Raw genomic sequence first — 16,041 nt, forward strand, 5'->3', positions numbered from 1 at the left:
GTTTCGTTCAGTTTTCAAAGAACTACTTGGTCGCTCATTTGCGACTTCCTTATGTTAACATCTTCGTTTTTCGATGTCAACTAAGTTTTTTAATTTCTTTTTTGTCGTTTTCTGCGTTTCCACATCAGCGACGGTTATTAATATATCATGCAGTACATACAGGGTCAATACTTTTTATAAAAAAATTTCACATCCCGTTAAAATCTTAAAACCATGTTCCAAAAACCATTATAACCTCCCTTCATTCTTCATCATACTCCATATCTCCTATCTTATTGGTTTATCACATTTACGAACGAGTGAAAATTCTAAATTTTATGTTATATTATTATTATAGGGGAGTGGTGAGAATGAGCATTAAGTATTCAAACAAAATCAATAAAATCCGGACCTTTGCATTAAGTTTAGTATTTATCGGCCTCTTCATTGCATACTTAGGAGTCTTTTTCCGTGAAAACATTATTATTATGACAACATTTATGATGGTTGGCTTCTTAGCTGTTATCGCTAGTACTGTCGTTTACTTTTGGATTGGCATGTTATCTACTAAAACTGTACAAATTATTTGTCCAAGCTGCGATAAGCCAACAAAAATGCTCGGTCGTGTCGACGCATGTATGCATTGCAACCAACCTTTAACAATGGATCGAAATCTAGAAGGAAAAGAATTTGATGAGAAATATAATAAGAAGAGCTATAAATCATAGGTATATACGGGTACAATGTAGCCTTACAAAACTAAACAGTAAAAGGTGATTTCTTAACCAAGAAATCACCTTTTGTATTTATCCTTAATTAAATTAGATTCTTCACTGAACATTGTAAACCCTCCTGAACCTAACGCGATTCCCATATACAATAAAGAAAGAGGCTGACGTAAAGCCGTCAGCCTCTTTCTTTATTATATATTACGCCTTATGACACTCTGGACAAACGCCATAAATTTCTAAGCGATGACTATTAATAACGAAGCCTGTCGTTTTCGCAGCTTCCTCTTCAAGCTGTTCCAAACCTCCATAAGGAAAATCAACAATTTTACCACATTTTTCGCAAATCACATGATAATGTTGACTTGTAACATAATCAAATCTACTTGAAGCGTCTCCATAAGTTAATTCCTTTACAAGTCCAACCTCTTTAAATACACGTAAGTTATTATAAACAGTTGCAACACTCATATTTGGAAACTTACCTTCTAATGCTTTATAAATGTCATCCGCTGTTGGGTGCGTCATAGATTCCACAAGGTACTCTAAAATAGCATGACGCTGTGGAGTAATGCGTACACCCGTATTTTTCAGCATTTCTAGCGCTTCTTTTAATTCTTCTTTGACCACCGTCATGCACCCCGATTCTATACGGATTATTATTTTATAATTCTTATAAAGAGTGTACTCCTTTTCTTATAAATCGTCAATATTTCTACTATAAGTATGTGGTTTATTTTTGTATATAGCCCTATTCTTATATATCTTTCCCCATTTTCTATACATTTACATAGAAAAAAAGTGCGACATAATCGCACTTGGAATACTATCATCTGAGGAGGTATGCCCTACACTTCACTTTATGTAAGACGATAAAATATGTATAGACACTTGCCTTACTTCTATATATTTTATCTCCGCAGTGAATTTATTTTATATAAGAAAGAACATCCTCAATATGTCCTTTCACTTTCACTTTACGCCATTCTTTTACAAGCTCACCGTCTTTATTAATAAGGAATGTAGAACGCTCGATTCCCATGTACTCTTTCCCAAAGTTCTTTTTCAATTTCCAAACATCGTACAATTCTGCTACCTTATGATCTTCATCTACTAAAAGCACAAATGGAAGTTCATGCTTCTCAATAAATTTCAGATGTCTGTTCGCTGAATCAGGGCTTACACCAAGAATAACTGTATCTTTTTCTTGGAATAATCCATATGCATCTCGAAAATCACACGCTTCAGTTGTACACCCTGGAGTCATATCTTTCGGATAAAAATATAGAACTACATTTTTATCACGAAAATCAGCTAAGCGAACTTGTTCCCCGTTACTTCCCTCTAATGTAAATTCTGGAGCCATTTCTCCTACTGTGATCATTGTTATCACTCCTACTCTTTTCTTTTACTATATCAAATGCTATCTTATTTTTCATTGTCTATTACAGACCTCATGACAAAAGCAAACGGTAATGTATATCCAATTAGCGCTTCTGCAATTGCAATCCATCTCCCTATTCCAATCGGAGCTATATCACCATACCCAACGGACAATAAAGTAACTGCGCTAAAATATAAGCAAATTTCTACAAGTTGAAAAGATTGGGCATGCAAACTTTCTCCATCTTCTTTCAAAACTGCAAAGCCCATTTCTTCTAATACAACATAACTTAACCCAAACGCAATCAATACCGTTGTATAAATTAAAAATAAGGAGGCTAAATTATAAAGCGAAAAGAAACGCCTAGAATCTGAATATGAACTCCATAACAATTGGACACTTCTCAAAATAGCAATTGCTACAATTAATAGAATAAATCCCCATAACATGTCCTCCACCTCATTTTATATGTATGAGACAGCTATTGGATTTATCCCTTAGAAACAAACAAGCTTCTATAATTAATTCCCAGCACCACGGTACCTTTTTACCCCTTGATTCCAAAGAGTAATTGCAATCGTAAAACAGATAACCCCAACGAATGGTGTTGCAAATGCATAGCTATTCCACTCTGTTTTTCTTAAAAAGTATGCCGCTGGATACACTCCGACAAACGCAAATGGTAAAACAAACGTTAAAATGAAACGAATCACACGGTTATAAATGTTAACAGGATAGCGACCATAGTTACCTATGTTATACATTAGCGGCATAATTGAACTTTTCGCATCCGACCAAAAACCAAGGCTTGCAAGCGTAACAAATATCCCTCCGTATACAAGGGCGCCCCCTCCTACCATCAGTAAGAATAAGAAGAAATCGTACCAGTAAAAAGATAATTGCAACTCCACCGCTGCGTAGCCCATTACAATTATTCCTGTAATCGCTCCAATTAAAGATTCAAGCTCCATTCTTTCTAATATAATTTGGAACAAACTATGAATCGGTCTCGTTAATATACGATCCATTTCTCCTTTAATAATGTAACGATCATTAAAGTCCCATATGTTAAAGAAAGCTGAGAAAATGGCAAACGGCACTAAAAAGAAACCATAAATAAAGATAACTTCTTCTCTACTCCAGCCTTTTAATGCTTGCGTATGCCCAAACACAACGAGAATAAAGATTAAATTAACAGCCTGCAGTGATAAATCAGAAAGTAATCCAACGATAAAATCGCCCCGATACTCCAATTTTGTTTTTATATATTGACTTGCATATTGCAAAAATAGGTTTATATACATCATCTCATCATCCCCCCTGTACAATTAGACGTTTTCTCGCCGTTCTCCACATGAGTACAATTGGAATAATAAGTACAATTGCCCAAATTACTTGGAATAATAATGCCTCATACAATTTACTTCCTTGTATACCTTCTGAAAAAATCATACTCGGAATATAACTAATGGCCTGAAACGGTAAAAATACCATTGCCTTCTGAGCCCATAACGGATAAAAGCTAATTGGTAATAATAGACCTGAAAATAAATCAATAACAACACGTTTTGCATACATAATTCCACTATTATTAAATAGGAAGAACGTGAGCATTCCCGTCATTAAATTAATTTGTGTATTAATAATAAAACTAAATATTAAAGATAAGAAGAAATATAACCACGTTTGAAAATTCGTTGTAATTTGCAATGAAAATAATAAGGTAACGATAACCATACCTGGAATGGAAAAGAAGGCAAAACGAAATATTCCTTCACCGAGACCTTGCATTACTTTCATCCCTAAATAGTTATATGGACGAATCAGTTCTACCGCTACACGTCCTTCTTGAATCTCCATCGCAATTTCCCTGTCTATATTATTAAAATAAAAGGCACGTGCCATCCACGCAATTGCGATATACGTAGTCATTTGCGAAATAGATAAACTTTCAATATTCTCTTTTCCGCTATAAATTGCTTGCCATAAAAAATAATACGCACCGATATTAATTGTATAAATTAAAATCCCGCTATAATAGTTTGTACGATACGCAAGCATCATTAAAAAGCGAATCCGAATCATTTCAATATACTTACCCATGTTTAATACCTTCTTCATAAATGTTACGAATGATTTCCTCTGTAGACACTTCGTTAATTTTTAAATCTTTAATTTGAAATGCTTGTACTACTTTAGAAATAAGCATTGAAATGATAACTTCTTCATTCGGTATTTTTGCAACCCACGCGTTTTCCTCTTTTGCTTTCGACCAAACGACATGACTATCTGGCATAACCATTGATAAAGCCTGATAGGAAACTGGTGCAATAAATTGAAAATGTATTTCCTTCTCTGCTCCCCACTGCGTACGAAGATTATTTAAAGAACCGTCATACATAATATTTCCTTCATCCAGCATGATCACGCGCTCACATAAAGCTTCAATATCAGTAATATCATGGGTTGTTAATAAAATTGTTGTTTTATAGCGTTCATTCATTTCTTTTAAAAATTCACGTATTTTCAATTTCACAAGAACATCTAACCCAATTGTAGGTTCATCTAAAAATAATAACGGCGGATTATGAATTAATGCTGCCGCTAATTCACAACGCATTCTTTGACCTAGAGATAACTTTCGAACTGGCTTATCTAATAAAGGACCAATATCTAACGTTTCAATTACGTGCTCCATATGCTCTTTATACTGAGCGTCTGATACACCGTACACCTTTTTTAATAAACGAAACGATTCTTGTACAGCAATATCCCACCAAAGTTGCGAGCGTTGACCGAAAACAACACCAATTGTTCTTACAAATTCTTCTCTCTGCTTATGTGGGTTCATCCCATTTACTAAAATCTCTCCTGATGTCGGAGTCAAAATCCCCGTAAGCATTTTAATTGTCGTTGATTTACCGGCACCATTCTCACCAATATACCCAACCATTTCACCTTGTTTCACAGTAAAAGATACGTCATTTACTGCTGGTACTATTTTATAATTACGATTTAATAAATCGCGAAATGCACCCTTTAAACCCGGACGACTTGAATAGGCTGTAAACTCTTTACGTAATCCTTGTACCTCAATTACCGATTTCATAACCGGACCCCCTTCCTAAATGTCACAACGAATAGTTTACCCAACTGCCTTCTCTATCACAAACAATACGTCTTTTCGAAAAACATGTTAGAATAATACATAGATTTTTGTAAGGAGATGAATTGTAGTGAAATTCACAAAATCAGAAGCATTACATAAAGAAGCTTTAGAACATATTGTTGGCGGCGTTAATAGTCCTTCTCGTTCTTTTAAAGCCGTTGGCGGTGGCGCTCCTGTTGCTATGGAACGTGGAAAAGGTGCTTATTTCTGGGATGTAGACGGAAATAAATATATCGATTATTTAGCAGCATACGGTCCTATTATTACTGGACATGCTCACCCGCACATTACAAAAGCAATTACAACAGCTGCTGAAAATGGTGTACTTTATGGAACACCAACAGCGCTAGAAGTAAAATTTGCAAAAATGTTAAAAGAAGCAATGCCTGCATTAGATAAAGTCCGCTTCGTAAACTCTGGTACTGAATCAGTAATGACAACAATTCGTGTTGCTCGTGCTTACACAGGCCGCACAAAAATTATGAAATTCGCTGGTTGTTACCACGGTCATTCTGATTTAGTACTTGTAGCAGCTGGATCAGGCCCTTCTACGCTAGGAACTCCTGACTCAGCCGGTGTACCACAAAGTATCGCTCAAGAAGTTATTACCGTTCCATTTAATAATGTAGAAACTTTAAAAGAAGCATTAGATAAATGGGGACATGAAGTAGCAGCTATCCTTGTAGAACCGATTGTTGGAAACTTCGGGATTGTAGAGCCAAAACCTGGCTTCCTTGAGAAAGTGAATGAACTTGTTCACGAAGCTGGCGCACTAGTAATTTATGATGAAGTTATTACTGCGTTCCGCTTCATGTACGGTGGTGCTCAAGACTTACTTGGCGTAACACCAGACTTAACAGCGCTTGGTAAAGTTATTGGCGGCGGACTTCCGATCGGTGCTTACGGTGGTAAGAAAGAAATTATGGAACAAGTTGCCCCGCTTGGACCTGCATATCAAGCTGGTACAATGGCAGGAAATCCTGCTTCTATGGCATCTGGTATCGCTTGTCTAGAAGTTCTTCAACAAGAAGGGCTTTATGAGAAATTAGATGAACTTGGTGCGATGCTTGAAAAGGGAATTTTAGAGCAAGCTACAAAACATAATATCGATATTACATTAAACCGACTAAAAGGTGCTTTAACTGTATACTTCACAACAAATACAATTGAAGATTACGATGCAGCACAAGATACAGACGGTGAAATGTTCGGTAAATTCTTCAAGCTTATGCTGCAAGAAGGCGTTAACTTAGCACCTTCGAAATATGAGGCATGGTTCTTAACGACAGAACATACAAAAGAAGATATTGAATATACAATCGAAGCTGTAGGCAGAGCATTTGCTGCTTTAGCGGAGAATAAATAATCCCGTCATTACAAGGAAAAAAGAAAGCACATCTTTCTTTTTTCCTTTTTTCTATTTCATAAATCCCTCATTAATAGTATAATTATTCATAATTATCTGTTTAATTTTTCTTTTATATCCTTACTATCCTTGTATACAAGGCTGCTCACGCCTTAAATAGTAAGATTATTCAAACTTCAATAAGAGGGGGGATTGACGGATGCTCAATAAAACAAATACATGGACACCGTCTTTATTTCGAGGTTATAAAAATGCAGAACACGATGCGTGTGGAATCGTTTCCGTTATGGAGAAACAAAAAATTCCTACAAAAGAAAACATTGACCTTTGTATACAATCACTAGTCAAAATGAATCATCGGGCTGGCTTCATTAATGGTGAAGGAGATGGAATCGGCATTCACATTGATGTCCCAAAAGCACTTTGGAATGAAAAACTAAAAAGTAGCGGATATAATCCAACGATCGTGGATCATCCCCACTTTATCGTTGGACATTTTTTTCTAAACAAAAATGCAAATATAGTTAATTTAAAGAATCATATTCGTACGCAATTAAATAACGAAAATTTCACTATGATTTTCGAAAGTGACGACGTAACAAATTCCGATGCACTCGGTCCACTTGGTAAACAGGAAGAACCTTTATTTTGGCAAGTTGCTCTTATCGCGGAAAATAAAGTTAAACATATTGAGCAAACATTATTTTCAGTAACGATTAAAATAGAGGAAAACGAAGCGATTCATGTTGCTTCTTTAAGTCGTGACCATGTTGTATATAAAGTTCTAGGTGCTGGGGATACACTTGTTGCCTATTACAATGATTTACAACACCCACTTATCGCTTCAACTATGACACTTGGACATAATCGCTATTCTACTAATACATTATCTAATTTTTTTCGTGTACAACCATTTAGCGTTCTCGGACATAATGGTGAAATTAACACAATTGCAAAATTACGCGATCAAGCTGAAATGATCCATGTTCCACTTACTGCTGGGGGCAGTGACTCCCAAGATTTAAACCGCACCTTAGAAACTCTACTTGTTCAATACGACTACAGTTTATTTGAAGCAATGGACATACTATTCCCACCAATTATTAATGAAATTAAACTTTATGAACCACATTTACAAGATTTATATACGTATATACGTGAAGCTTGGGGCCATTTTGCGCAAGGTCCAGCTGGTATTATTTCACGTTTTAAAGATGAAGCTGTTTTCAGCGTTGATTCCCTTGGACTACGACCAGTATGGAAAGTTGAAACAGAAAGCTCTTATATTTTCTCTTCTGAACCTGGAGTTGTATCACCAACTGAATATGTAGCAGAACCGAAACCACTCGCTCCTGGAGAAAAAGTCGGCCTAAAGTGGAATGAACAAGATGAGCTTGTACTCTACGAATACGATGACTACCAAACTCAAGTATATAACCGTTTTAAAAAACGAGTGGATACTAAAGGTTATCATTTAAACTTATCCATCCCTGAAACGAAAGAAACCTCGGGACTATGTGATTCTATGCAAGTTGAGACGAAGCAATATGTTGCTTTCGGATGGGATCGAGAGCATATTCAACTTCTTGAACAGATGGCAACAAAAGGCGTTGAGCCAATTCGCTCACTGGGGCATGACTCACCACTTGCCGCACTCGATACTGATAGACGAAATATCGCTGACTTCATTAAGGAAAGTGTAGCTGTCGTTACAAATCCAGCAATCGATCGCGATCGAGAGGTCGAACACTTCTCCACACGAACGATACTTGGAGAACGCCCAAGTTTATTAAGCGGTGCTAAACAACCATTTGTAGTTGAAATGCTTTCCCCCGTTATTTTAGAAGGAAGTGTAGCACAATCTATTACAGAGGAATTACAAACAATTACGTACGAACAACTTATACAGCTATTCAATACTCATAGCTCTATCGCTACAATCTCTGCTACATTCAGTCCGGCAGAAACTTTACAATGCGCCTTAAATCGAATTAGTTCTGAAGCGATAAAGGCCGTGAACGATGGAGCTTCCCTACTATTAATAGACGATGCCGACGCTCATCTAAATGAACGGTTATGGATTGATCCGCATTTAATTACCGCTAAAGTACATCAAGTATTAAGCGAAAATAAATTACGCCGAAACTGCTCTCTCGTTATACGTTCTGGTGCCCTTCGCTCCTTACATGATATCGTCACACTGTATGGATTAGGAGCAGATAGTATTAATCCATATTTATTATTTGCAACCGTAAATGATGGGACAAAAACACCCATTACGAATTTATATCACGCTCTTAATAAAGGGCTGGAAAAAGTCATTTCAACAATTGGAATTCATGAATTACGCGGTTACGGTCGCCTCTATTCTTCTATCGGATTACATGAGGAAATCGCAAATATATTACAAATTACGAATTTCTTCGGTTCAAATAATTTAGCCTTTTCGCTTGCTTCACTTGCTGAAGATGCACAAATGCGCGCAGATGATTACAACGATCCTAAAGTTAGAATGCGAAAATCTTTTCATATATTCCCGCGAATTTGGAAAGCAATCGGCGATGTCGCAAAAGGAAACTCTTATGATGATTACCGTGACAAGTTAAGTGAATTAGAAGAAAATAACCCAATTGCAATTAGACACCTAGTTCAAATGAAAGAAACAAAACATATCGTTCCGGCTGAAGAAGTGTCGATCCGCATTCAAAATCATGATTTACCATTTATTATTAGTTCCATGTCATTCGGTTCTCAAAATGAAGTTGCCTTTCGTTCGTATGCAGAAGCAGCTGACCAGCTAAATATGATCAGTTTGAACGGTGAGGGCGGCGAAATTAAAGACATGATCGGAAAGTATCCACATACACGCGGACAACAAGTTGCATCTGGGCGATTTGGTGTAAACGCCGAACTACTAAATTCATCAAACTTAATTGAAATAAAAATTGGTCAAGGTGCAAAGCCTGGTGAAGGTGGACATTTACCAGGTTCAAAAGTAACAGCCAAAATCGCTGAAGCACGTAACGCTACAATTGGCTCAGATTTAATTTCACCTTCTAACAACCATGATATTTATTCCATTGAAGATTTAGCTCAAATGATTACAGAAATTAAAACCGCCAATCAACTTGCGAAAGTAGCTGTAAAAGTTCCTGTTGTCCCTAACATTGGAACAATTGCTGTCGGTATCGCAAAAGCTGGCGCTGATTTTATTAACATTAGCGGATTTGATGGCGGTACAGGAGCTGCACGTATTCACGCATTGCAACATGTAGGCCTTCCTGTAGAAATCGGTGTGAAAGCCGCTCACAATGCTTTATTAGAAGCAAATATGAGACACAAGGTAGAAATTTGGGCAGACGGTGGTATTCGAAGTGTGAATGACGCCTTGAAAATCATGCTTCTTGGGGCAAACCGTATTGGATTTGGTACATTATCCATGATTGCAATCGGCTGTACAACTTGTCGCGGATGTCATCTAGATACTTGTCACGTTGGAATTGCAACACAAATTGAGTCTGAAGCTCAGGCGAAAGAACACGGATTACGCCGCTTCGTCCCACGCGAATTAGAAAGCGCCGTTGCTGGATTATTACATTTATTCACCACTTTTGGTGTAGAACTAAAACGATTAACAGGAAATCTTGGTTATACAAATTTACAAGAAATTGTCGGGCGTTCCGATTTATTAGAACAAGTTCGAGGCGAAAATTTATTAGACTTATGTAATTTACTACAAACGATAGAACATCCATCTGTTACACAAACAGAATACGTACCGGAAAAACAATTTGAAACAGTTCATTCCCCTCATTCGAAAGAATTAGTAGGAGTTGGCGTAGAGCAACGCGTTATGGGTGGTCTAGAATCTTGCTATCGCGTTCGTAGTAAATTATATGAAGACACGAAGCTTGAACCACTTACATTAAAGTATACGAATGGTTCTATTCCTGGAAATGGATTAGGTGCTTACAATAGCGAGAACTTATTTATACACGTAAATGGCGGTGCACAAGATGGCATTGGTAAAACCTCCTTTGGTGGTGGTATTTATATAACGAAAGCGAAAGGAAAAGACGGCATATATTATAACGGTTCTGTCGGAAAAGGTTTTGGATACGGTGCACAAAAAGGATCGCTATACGTTCAAGGTAATGCCGATGCTCGCGCTGGTATCCGCCTCTCTGGAGCAGACATGATAATTGGAGGGCGTATGACAAAGCCACTCCGTGAAAAAGAGCAAGGGAATATAGGGGCATACTCTAATATTAAAGGTTTCGCTTTTGAATATATGACAAATGGGCGAGCGCTTGTTTTAGGGGATCCTGGTCCATGGATCTGTGCTGGTATGACTGGCGGTGTTGTATATTTACGTCATGATTCAAGCTTAGGTTTAACTGAACAGGCTTTAAAAAGAAGAATCGCAAAAGGAGCAAATGTTACATTACAACCAATTAGTAAAAATGGTGTGCAAGATGTAATTGAGTTATTGCTAGATTATATTCGTGTATTAAATGAGCATGAGCAATACGAGGAAGTTGCTTTATTAACACCGTTACTCGATGATATGCAGCAACAGTTTTTTGAAATTATCCCGAAAAAAGAGCAGGCTGATCCATCTATCTCAACAGAGTGATATACCTAACTTTCATTTTCAAGAATAAATTGACGAAGTACACTTCTCATAGTAATCTATAGTAACAATTTGAAACCTGCTGAAATTCAGCAGGTTTTTTTACTAAAAATTGATGTTTAAAAAGAATTAGGAAAAAGTATAAATGAATCTTAATTTCTTATTAACGTCACTAAAATATCACTTGCTAACATATTGTAATGAATGTATAGTATCATGTTGTACATTCATTATGACAAGAGAAAGGATCTTATTAAGGGTATGAAACTTGGTGCTCGCATTTTAAAAACGGGTATTGCCATCACATTAGCTTTATTTGCTTGTATTTTACTTCAATTACCGAGTCCGGTATTTGCGGGAATCTCAGCTATATTCGCTGTTCAACCGTCTGTATACCGCTCGTATTTAACTGCTCTTGAGCAAATTCAAGCAAACGTCATTGGCGCGGTATTCGCTATCGTATTTGCTACTGCTTTTGGACATAATCCTTTTATTATTGGATTAACATGTATATTAGTAATTGCGCTTACGTTACAATTACGATTAGAAAACACAATATCAATTGCTTTAGTAACAGTTATCGCCATTATGGAGTATCAAGGCGAAGATTTCTTCAGTTTTGCCTTACTTCGCTTTGCGACGATTATGATTGGAATTATTGCGGCTTCACTTGTAAATTTAGTGTTTATGCCGCCAAAATACGAAACAAAATTGTATCATCGTATCGTTGATAATACAGAAGAAATTGTAAAGTGGATTCGAATGAATAGCAGGCAAGCTTCTGATTTTACAACACTAAAAACTGATATTGATCGTATGAAAGAAAAAATGATCAAACTAAACCATTACTATTTGCTGTATAAAGAAGAAAGAAGCTATACGAAAAAAGTACAGTTCGCAAAAATTCGTAAGCTCGTTTTATTCAGACAAATGTTAGCGACGACAAGCCGTGCTTTAAGTACGCTAAAATCATTACATCGTACTGAAAATGAACTGCGCTATATGCCAGAAGAATTTCAGGAATCTATCCAAAACGAACTTGATTCATTAACGCATTATCATGAACAAGTGCTATTAAAATTTATTGGCAAAGCAAAAAAACAACAATCCGTTGAAATGCTTGATGAAGTTGAAACAGGTAAACAAGAATTAATTGATATCTTTATGGATTATCAAAACAAAGACGATGAGGAAGCGTATAAAACATGGCTACACCTCTTCCCTCTAATTTCTGCCATTATTAACTATAGTGAAGAAGTAGAGCATTTAGATTTACTTGTGGATAGCTTCTACACATACCATAAACCAGAAGCAGAACTCCAAATCGAAGATAAAAAAGAAGACGAATAAAGAAAACAGCTCCTTTTACGCTAAAGGGGCTGTTTCTGTTATATGTTGAAGTTGATATAAATTGTAATAAAACCCTCTTTTTTTCATTAACTCTTCATGAGAACCTGTTTCTTTAATTTCACCATCTTCAATATAAATAATCGTATCCACATGCGTAATCGTCGCCAATCGATGTGCGATTATGATCGTCGTTCGATCAGCAGCTAACGTCTGAAGCGCCTCTTGAATATACCGTTCATTTTCTAAATCTAAAGCGGATGTCGCTTCATCTAATATAAGTAACGATGGATTCTTTAGAAACACTCGTGCAATCGCTACACGTTGCCTTTGCCCACCAGATAACTTCACACCGCGTTCCCCAACGACCGTATCATAACCATCAGGTAACTCTATAATAAAATCATGAATTTGCGCAGCTTTGGCAGCTGAAATCACTTCTTCCTCTGTAGCTTTCGGATTTCCATATAAAATATTTGCCCCAATTGTATCACTAAATAACAAATTATCTTGCAGTACAATTCCAATATGACTACGTAAATTTCTCATATCATACTTTCTAACATCTATCCCATCTACATACACTGCACCTGAAGAGACATCATAGAAACGCGGGATTAAACTAGCAAGAGATGACTTCCCTCCCCCACTTGCTCCTACAAGCGCTACCTTTTCTCCTGGCAACATAGTTAATGAAAGGTTATGTAATACCTCTCTTTCATCTGAATTGTAACGAAAAGATACATTATCAAATATCACTTCACCGTTTAATTTTTTCGTTTGTACCGCACTCGGCACATTCACAATATCGTATTTCTCATCTAACAATTCAAACACTCGATCCATCGATGCGAAAGACTGCGTTAATGTCGTAGAAGAATTAACAAGTCGGCGAAGCGGACTATACAAACTATCCATATATCCAACAAAGGCAACCATAGTCCCTAATGTTAATTGCCCTTGAATCACTTCGTACGCTGCAAAACCGATCACAAGTAACGGTCCTAAATCTGTTAACGTATTTACTGCCGAAAATGTTCTTGCCGTCCAACTCGTATGTGTTAATGCTTTCGTCAAAAACTCATTATTTCTTTTTTCAAACTGCTTACCCTCATACTCTTCTAATGCAAAGCTACGTGTCACTTGCATCCCTTGAATACGTTCATGTAAATACCCTTGCATCGTTGCTAAAGCTTGTGAACGCTCTTTCGTCAATTTCCGAAGACGTCCGAAAAAATATTTCACTGCCACTACATAAATAGGTAAAATTAATAGCGCAACAAATGTTAATTTTACATTCATAGAAAACATAACAATAATAGCAATAGCAATTGTTGCCGTATCTAACCAAACATTCATCAAACCAGTAATTACAAAATCCTTCGTTTGTTCTACATCATGAATGACACGTGAAATAATCTCTCCTGTTTTTGTATTCGAATAATAGCGTAAACTCAACTTTTGCAAATGACCAAAAATATGTTTTCGTAAATCATATAGTATTGTGTTCGCGATACGCTGCGCGAAATATTGACGATAATATTCAATCGGCGGTCTTAGTACTGCAAAAATAAAAAAGGCAATCCCAACAGCTGTTACTAATTGGGATGTTTTATCTTGAAGTGACCCTCCGCCTTGAATCACATCATCGATAATATATTTTAATAACCACGGCATAATAAGCGGGATGCCGAATTTAACTAGACCAATCATAATCGTAATCGCAATAAGCCATCGATATGGTTTAACAAATTGCAAATATCTTTTTATACCCTGCACATAATCCCCCCTCTAATAGGACAAACCTGCTGGGAAATCCCCTGCAGGTTCGTTTTAATTTCTGTACATTAAATATCTTTCATACCACATATCTACGAAATCAGGCGCGAATGGCCCTTTTCTCTGATGAATCCATTGCGTTAATTGTGCTACATTTCGTTTTAAAATAGTATCAATAACAGGTGGGTATTGCATAATTTGACTATGCTTTTCATACTCATCTTCATCTAAAAGCGTATATGTCATATCTGGATACACTTTAATATCTAAATCATAATCAATGTACTTCAATGCTTCAGAATCATATGCAAAAGGTGAGCCTAAATTACAATAATAATATACTCCCTCTTCCCTTAACATCCCAATCACATTAAACCAATAGTTTGCATGAAAATAACAAATTGCTGGTTCACGAGTAATCCATGTTCGGCCATCTGATTCTGTCACTACTGTACGATCATTTGCTCCAATCACAAGACTCTGTGTCCCTTTTAAAATTGTTGTCTCTTCCCACATTCTATGAATGGAGCCATTATGTTTATAACTATGTATTTGTACTCTTTCTCCTTCTTTGGGAAATCCCATATATGCTCCCTTCTTTCAACTGCAAATGCCCTTTGAACTGCATCCACTTTTTTTCTATTATAACTTTTTTGTCGAAATTTTAAAACTAAAGCGACAAGACTCTGTTTTTTCACACTGCATACCATATCTCTAAGCTTCTTAGGGGCTAGATCCTTCGCTACATTATTTAGACACGAGGAAATGAGAATAGAAAAAGCCCTTCCTTATTTCTCTCTAAAGAAGGGCCTTTCACCGAAAGGTAACAATATGTCTTATCCTAAATTCGAAATCATTTTTTCAGTTTCAAAAGATTGAATCACACTATTTGTTTGCTCTTCAAATTTCTCATGTAACAGTTTTAACGCTAATTCTGTTCTATATATTTCTTGGCGGATAAAATGTAATTCCTTTTTATCGCACGTATCCTTTTCGCTCATTTCAATTTGCTGATACTTCTCTAGATGCGCTTGTAACTTTAACAACTCATCCATCGTTTCCAATTGCTCTCCTACCAACTTATCAAAATCGTTCATTACTTACCCCCTTTTGGACTTATTTATCAGTTATTATTCCTCATTACATATTTCTAATCTTTAACTTCCTTCTCCTTTGACTACATTTGTTGACTTATTAGAAGTTATGTCGTTCACTTTCTTTTCATTACCATGGCCCAAGCACAAAGAAAACACTTCTCTTGAGTTAGAGAAGTGTTTTTCTTTCATTACTGATTTGAACTAGAAGATTGTGATTGTTTTGCAGCTGATTTTGCATTTTGTTTTTGTACAGCATGCACATCTGTTTCAGTTGCAAATTCTGTACCATAACTAGCGTTTGCACTTTGTGCACCAGAAGCTTGCGCTTTCTTTGCTTCTGATTGTGCGTTTGCTTGTTTTACTGCTTGTACATTTGTTTCAGTCGCAAACTCTGTACCATAACTAGCATTTGTACTTTGAATGCTAGCACCAGAAGTTGCTTTGTTATAACCTTGTTGTTTTTTACTCATCTTTCTCACCTCCACAACCAATAATGTAACCAATTCCTTTAGAAGCTATCCGTCATTTTCTTTTGAAAAAATTTTGTATATATCTCTCA

14 protein-coding genes are annotated in these 16,041 nt (G+C 36.4%); 4 read left to right on the forward strand and 10 right to left on the reverse strand.

The window, feature by feature from the left end; translation table 11 throughout:
* The first annotated feature begins 350 nt into the window (after positions 1–350).
* Entirely contained in the window at positions 351–707 is a 357-nt protein-coding gene (locus tag BAQ44_RS24390) for a YgzB family protein (protein WP_000025063.1), read from the forward strand.
* A 201-nt stretch (positions 708–908) separates the two neighbouring features.
* Here the strand turns inward: BAQ44_RS24390 and perR are convergent, their stop codons facing one another.
* The 6 genes from perR to BAQ44_RS24420 all read right to left on the reverse strand — a co-directional run bounded on the left by perR (position 909) and on the right by BAQ44_RS24420 (position 5,200).
* Entirely contained in the window at positions 909–1,337 is a 429-nt protein-coding gene (gene perR, locus BAQ44_RS24395) for a peroxide-responsive transcriptional repressor PerR (RefSeq protein ID WP_000237831.1), read from the reverse strand.
* A 298-nt stretch (positions 1,338–1,635) separates the two neighbouring features.
* Positions 1,636–2,091 carry a thioredoxin-dependent thiol peroxidase gene (gene bcp, locus BAQ44_RS24400; RefSeq protein ID WP_063263164.1) on the reverse strand — a complete coding sequence of 152 codons (456 nt, stop codon included), beginning with the start codon at positions 2,089–2,091 and terminating at the stop codon, positions 1,636–1,638.
* Positions 2,092–2,135: 44 nt separating this feature from the next.
* Positions 2,136–2,540: a potassium channel family protein gene (locus tag BAQ44_RS24405; RefSeq protein WP_061676758.1), complete on the reverse strand. Its 405-nt coding sequence runs from the start codon at positions 2,538–2,540 to the stop codon at positions 2,136–2,138.
* A 72-nt stretch (positions 2,541–2,612) separates the two neighbouring features.
* Positions 2,613–3,398: an ABC transporter permease gene (locus BAQ44_RS24410; RefSeq protein ID WP_071724344.1), complete on the reverse strand. Its 786-nt coding sequence runs from the start codon at positions 3,396–3,398 to the stop codon at positions 2,613–2,615.
* A 4-nt stretch (positions 3,399–3,402) separates the two neighbouring features.
* On the reverse strand, positions 3,403–4,194 hold the full coding sequence (locus BAQ44_RS24415) for an ABC transporter permease (RefSeq protein ID WP_000521523.1): 792 nt from the start codon (positions 4,192–4,194) through the stop codon (positions 3,403–3,405).
* Positions 4,187–5,200 (reverse strand): ABC transporter ATP-binding protein, encoded by a 1,014-nt coding sequence (locus BAQ44_RS24420; RefSeq protein ID WP_000843649.1) that lies wholly within the window; start codon positions 5,198–5,200, stop codon positions 4,187–4,189. The genes BAQ44_RS24415 and BAQ44_RS24420 overlap by 8 nt, the downstream gene beginning before the upstream one ends.
* 127 nt (positions 5,201–5,327) lie before the next feature.
* Here BAQ44_RS24420 and hemL point away from each other — a divergent pair, with 127 nt between their 5' ends.
* The 3 genes from hemL (at position 5,328) to BAQ44_RS24435 (ending at position 12,609) form a co-directional block, all read left to right on the forward strand.
* The gene (gene hemL, locus BAQ44_RS24425; protein ID WP_061676755.1) at positions 5,328–6,626 is read left to right on the forward strand and encodes a glutamate-1-semialdehyde-2,1-aminomutase; all 1,299 of its coding nucleotides are present in this window, start codon (positions 5,328–5,330) and stop codon (positions 6,624–6,626) included.
* A 199-nt stretch (positions 6,627–6,825) separates the two neighbouring features.
* Positions 6,826–11,262, forward strand: coding sequence for a glutamate synthase-related protein (locus BAQ44_RS24430; protein WP_071724348.1), 4,437 nt, complete (start codon positions 6,826–6,828; stop codon positions 11,260–11,262).
* Between the two features lie 258 nt (positions 11,263–11,520).
* Positions 11,521–12,609 (forward strand): aromatic acid exporter family protein, encoded by a 1,089-nt coding sequence (locus tag BAQ44_RS24435; protein WP_061676753.1) that lies wholly within the window; start codon positions 11,521–11,523, stop codon positions 12,607–12,609.
* 15 nt (positions 12,610–12,624) lie between these two features.
* On the opposite strand, the gene BAQ44_RS24440 is transcribed toward BAQ44_RS24435, so the two are convergent.
* From BAQ44_RS24440 to BAQ44_RS24455, 4 genes are all read right to left on the reverse strand, one after another.
* Positions 12,625–14,385: an ABC transporter ATP-binding protein gene (locus BAQ44_RS24440; RefSeq protein ID WP_071724349.1), complete on the reverse strand. Its 1,761-nt coding sequence runs from the start codon at positions 14,383–14,385 to the stop codon at positions 12,625–12,627.
* 54 nt (positions 14,386–14,439) lie between these two features.
* A complete protein-coding gene (ntdP, locus tag BAQ44_RS24445; protein ID WP_061676751.1) occupies positions 14,440–14,970 on the reverse strand; it encodes a nucleoside tri-diphosphate phosphatase in 531 nt (176 codons plus the stop codon).
* A 251-nt stretch (positions 14,971–15,221) separates the two neighbouring features.
* Positions 15,222–15,482, reverse strand: coding sequence for a YgaB family protein (locus tag BAQ44_RS24450; protein WP_000997582.1), 261 nt, complete (start codon positions 15,480–15,482; stop codon positions 15,222–15,224).
* Positions 15,483–15,670: 188 nt separating this feature from the next.
* Positions 15,671–15,952: a gamma-type small acid-soluble spore protein gene (locus BAQ44_RS24455; protein ID WP_071724351.1), complete on the reverse strand. Its 282-nt coding sequence runs from the start codon at positions 15,950–15,952 to the stop codon at positions 15,671–15,673.
* Positions 15,953–16,041 lie beyond the last annotated feature (89 nt).

The organism is Bacillus mobilis (genome assembly GCF_001884045.1).
Taxonomy (GTDB): Bacteria; Bacillota; Bacilli; order Bacillales; family Bacillaceae_G; genus Bacillus_A; species Bacillus_A mobilis.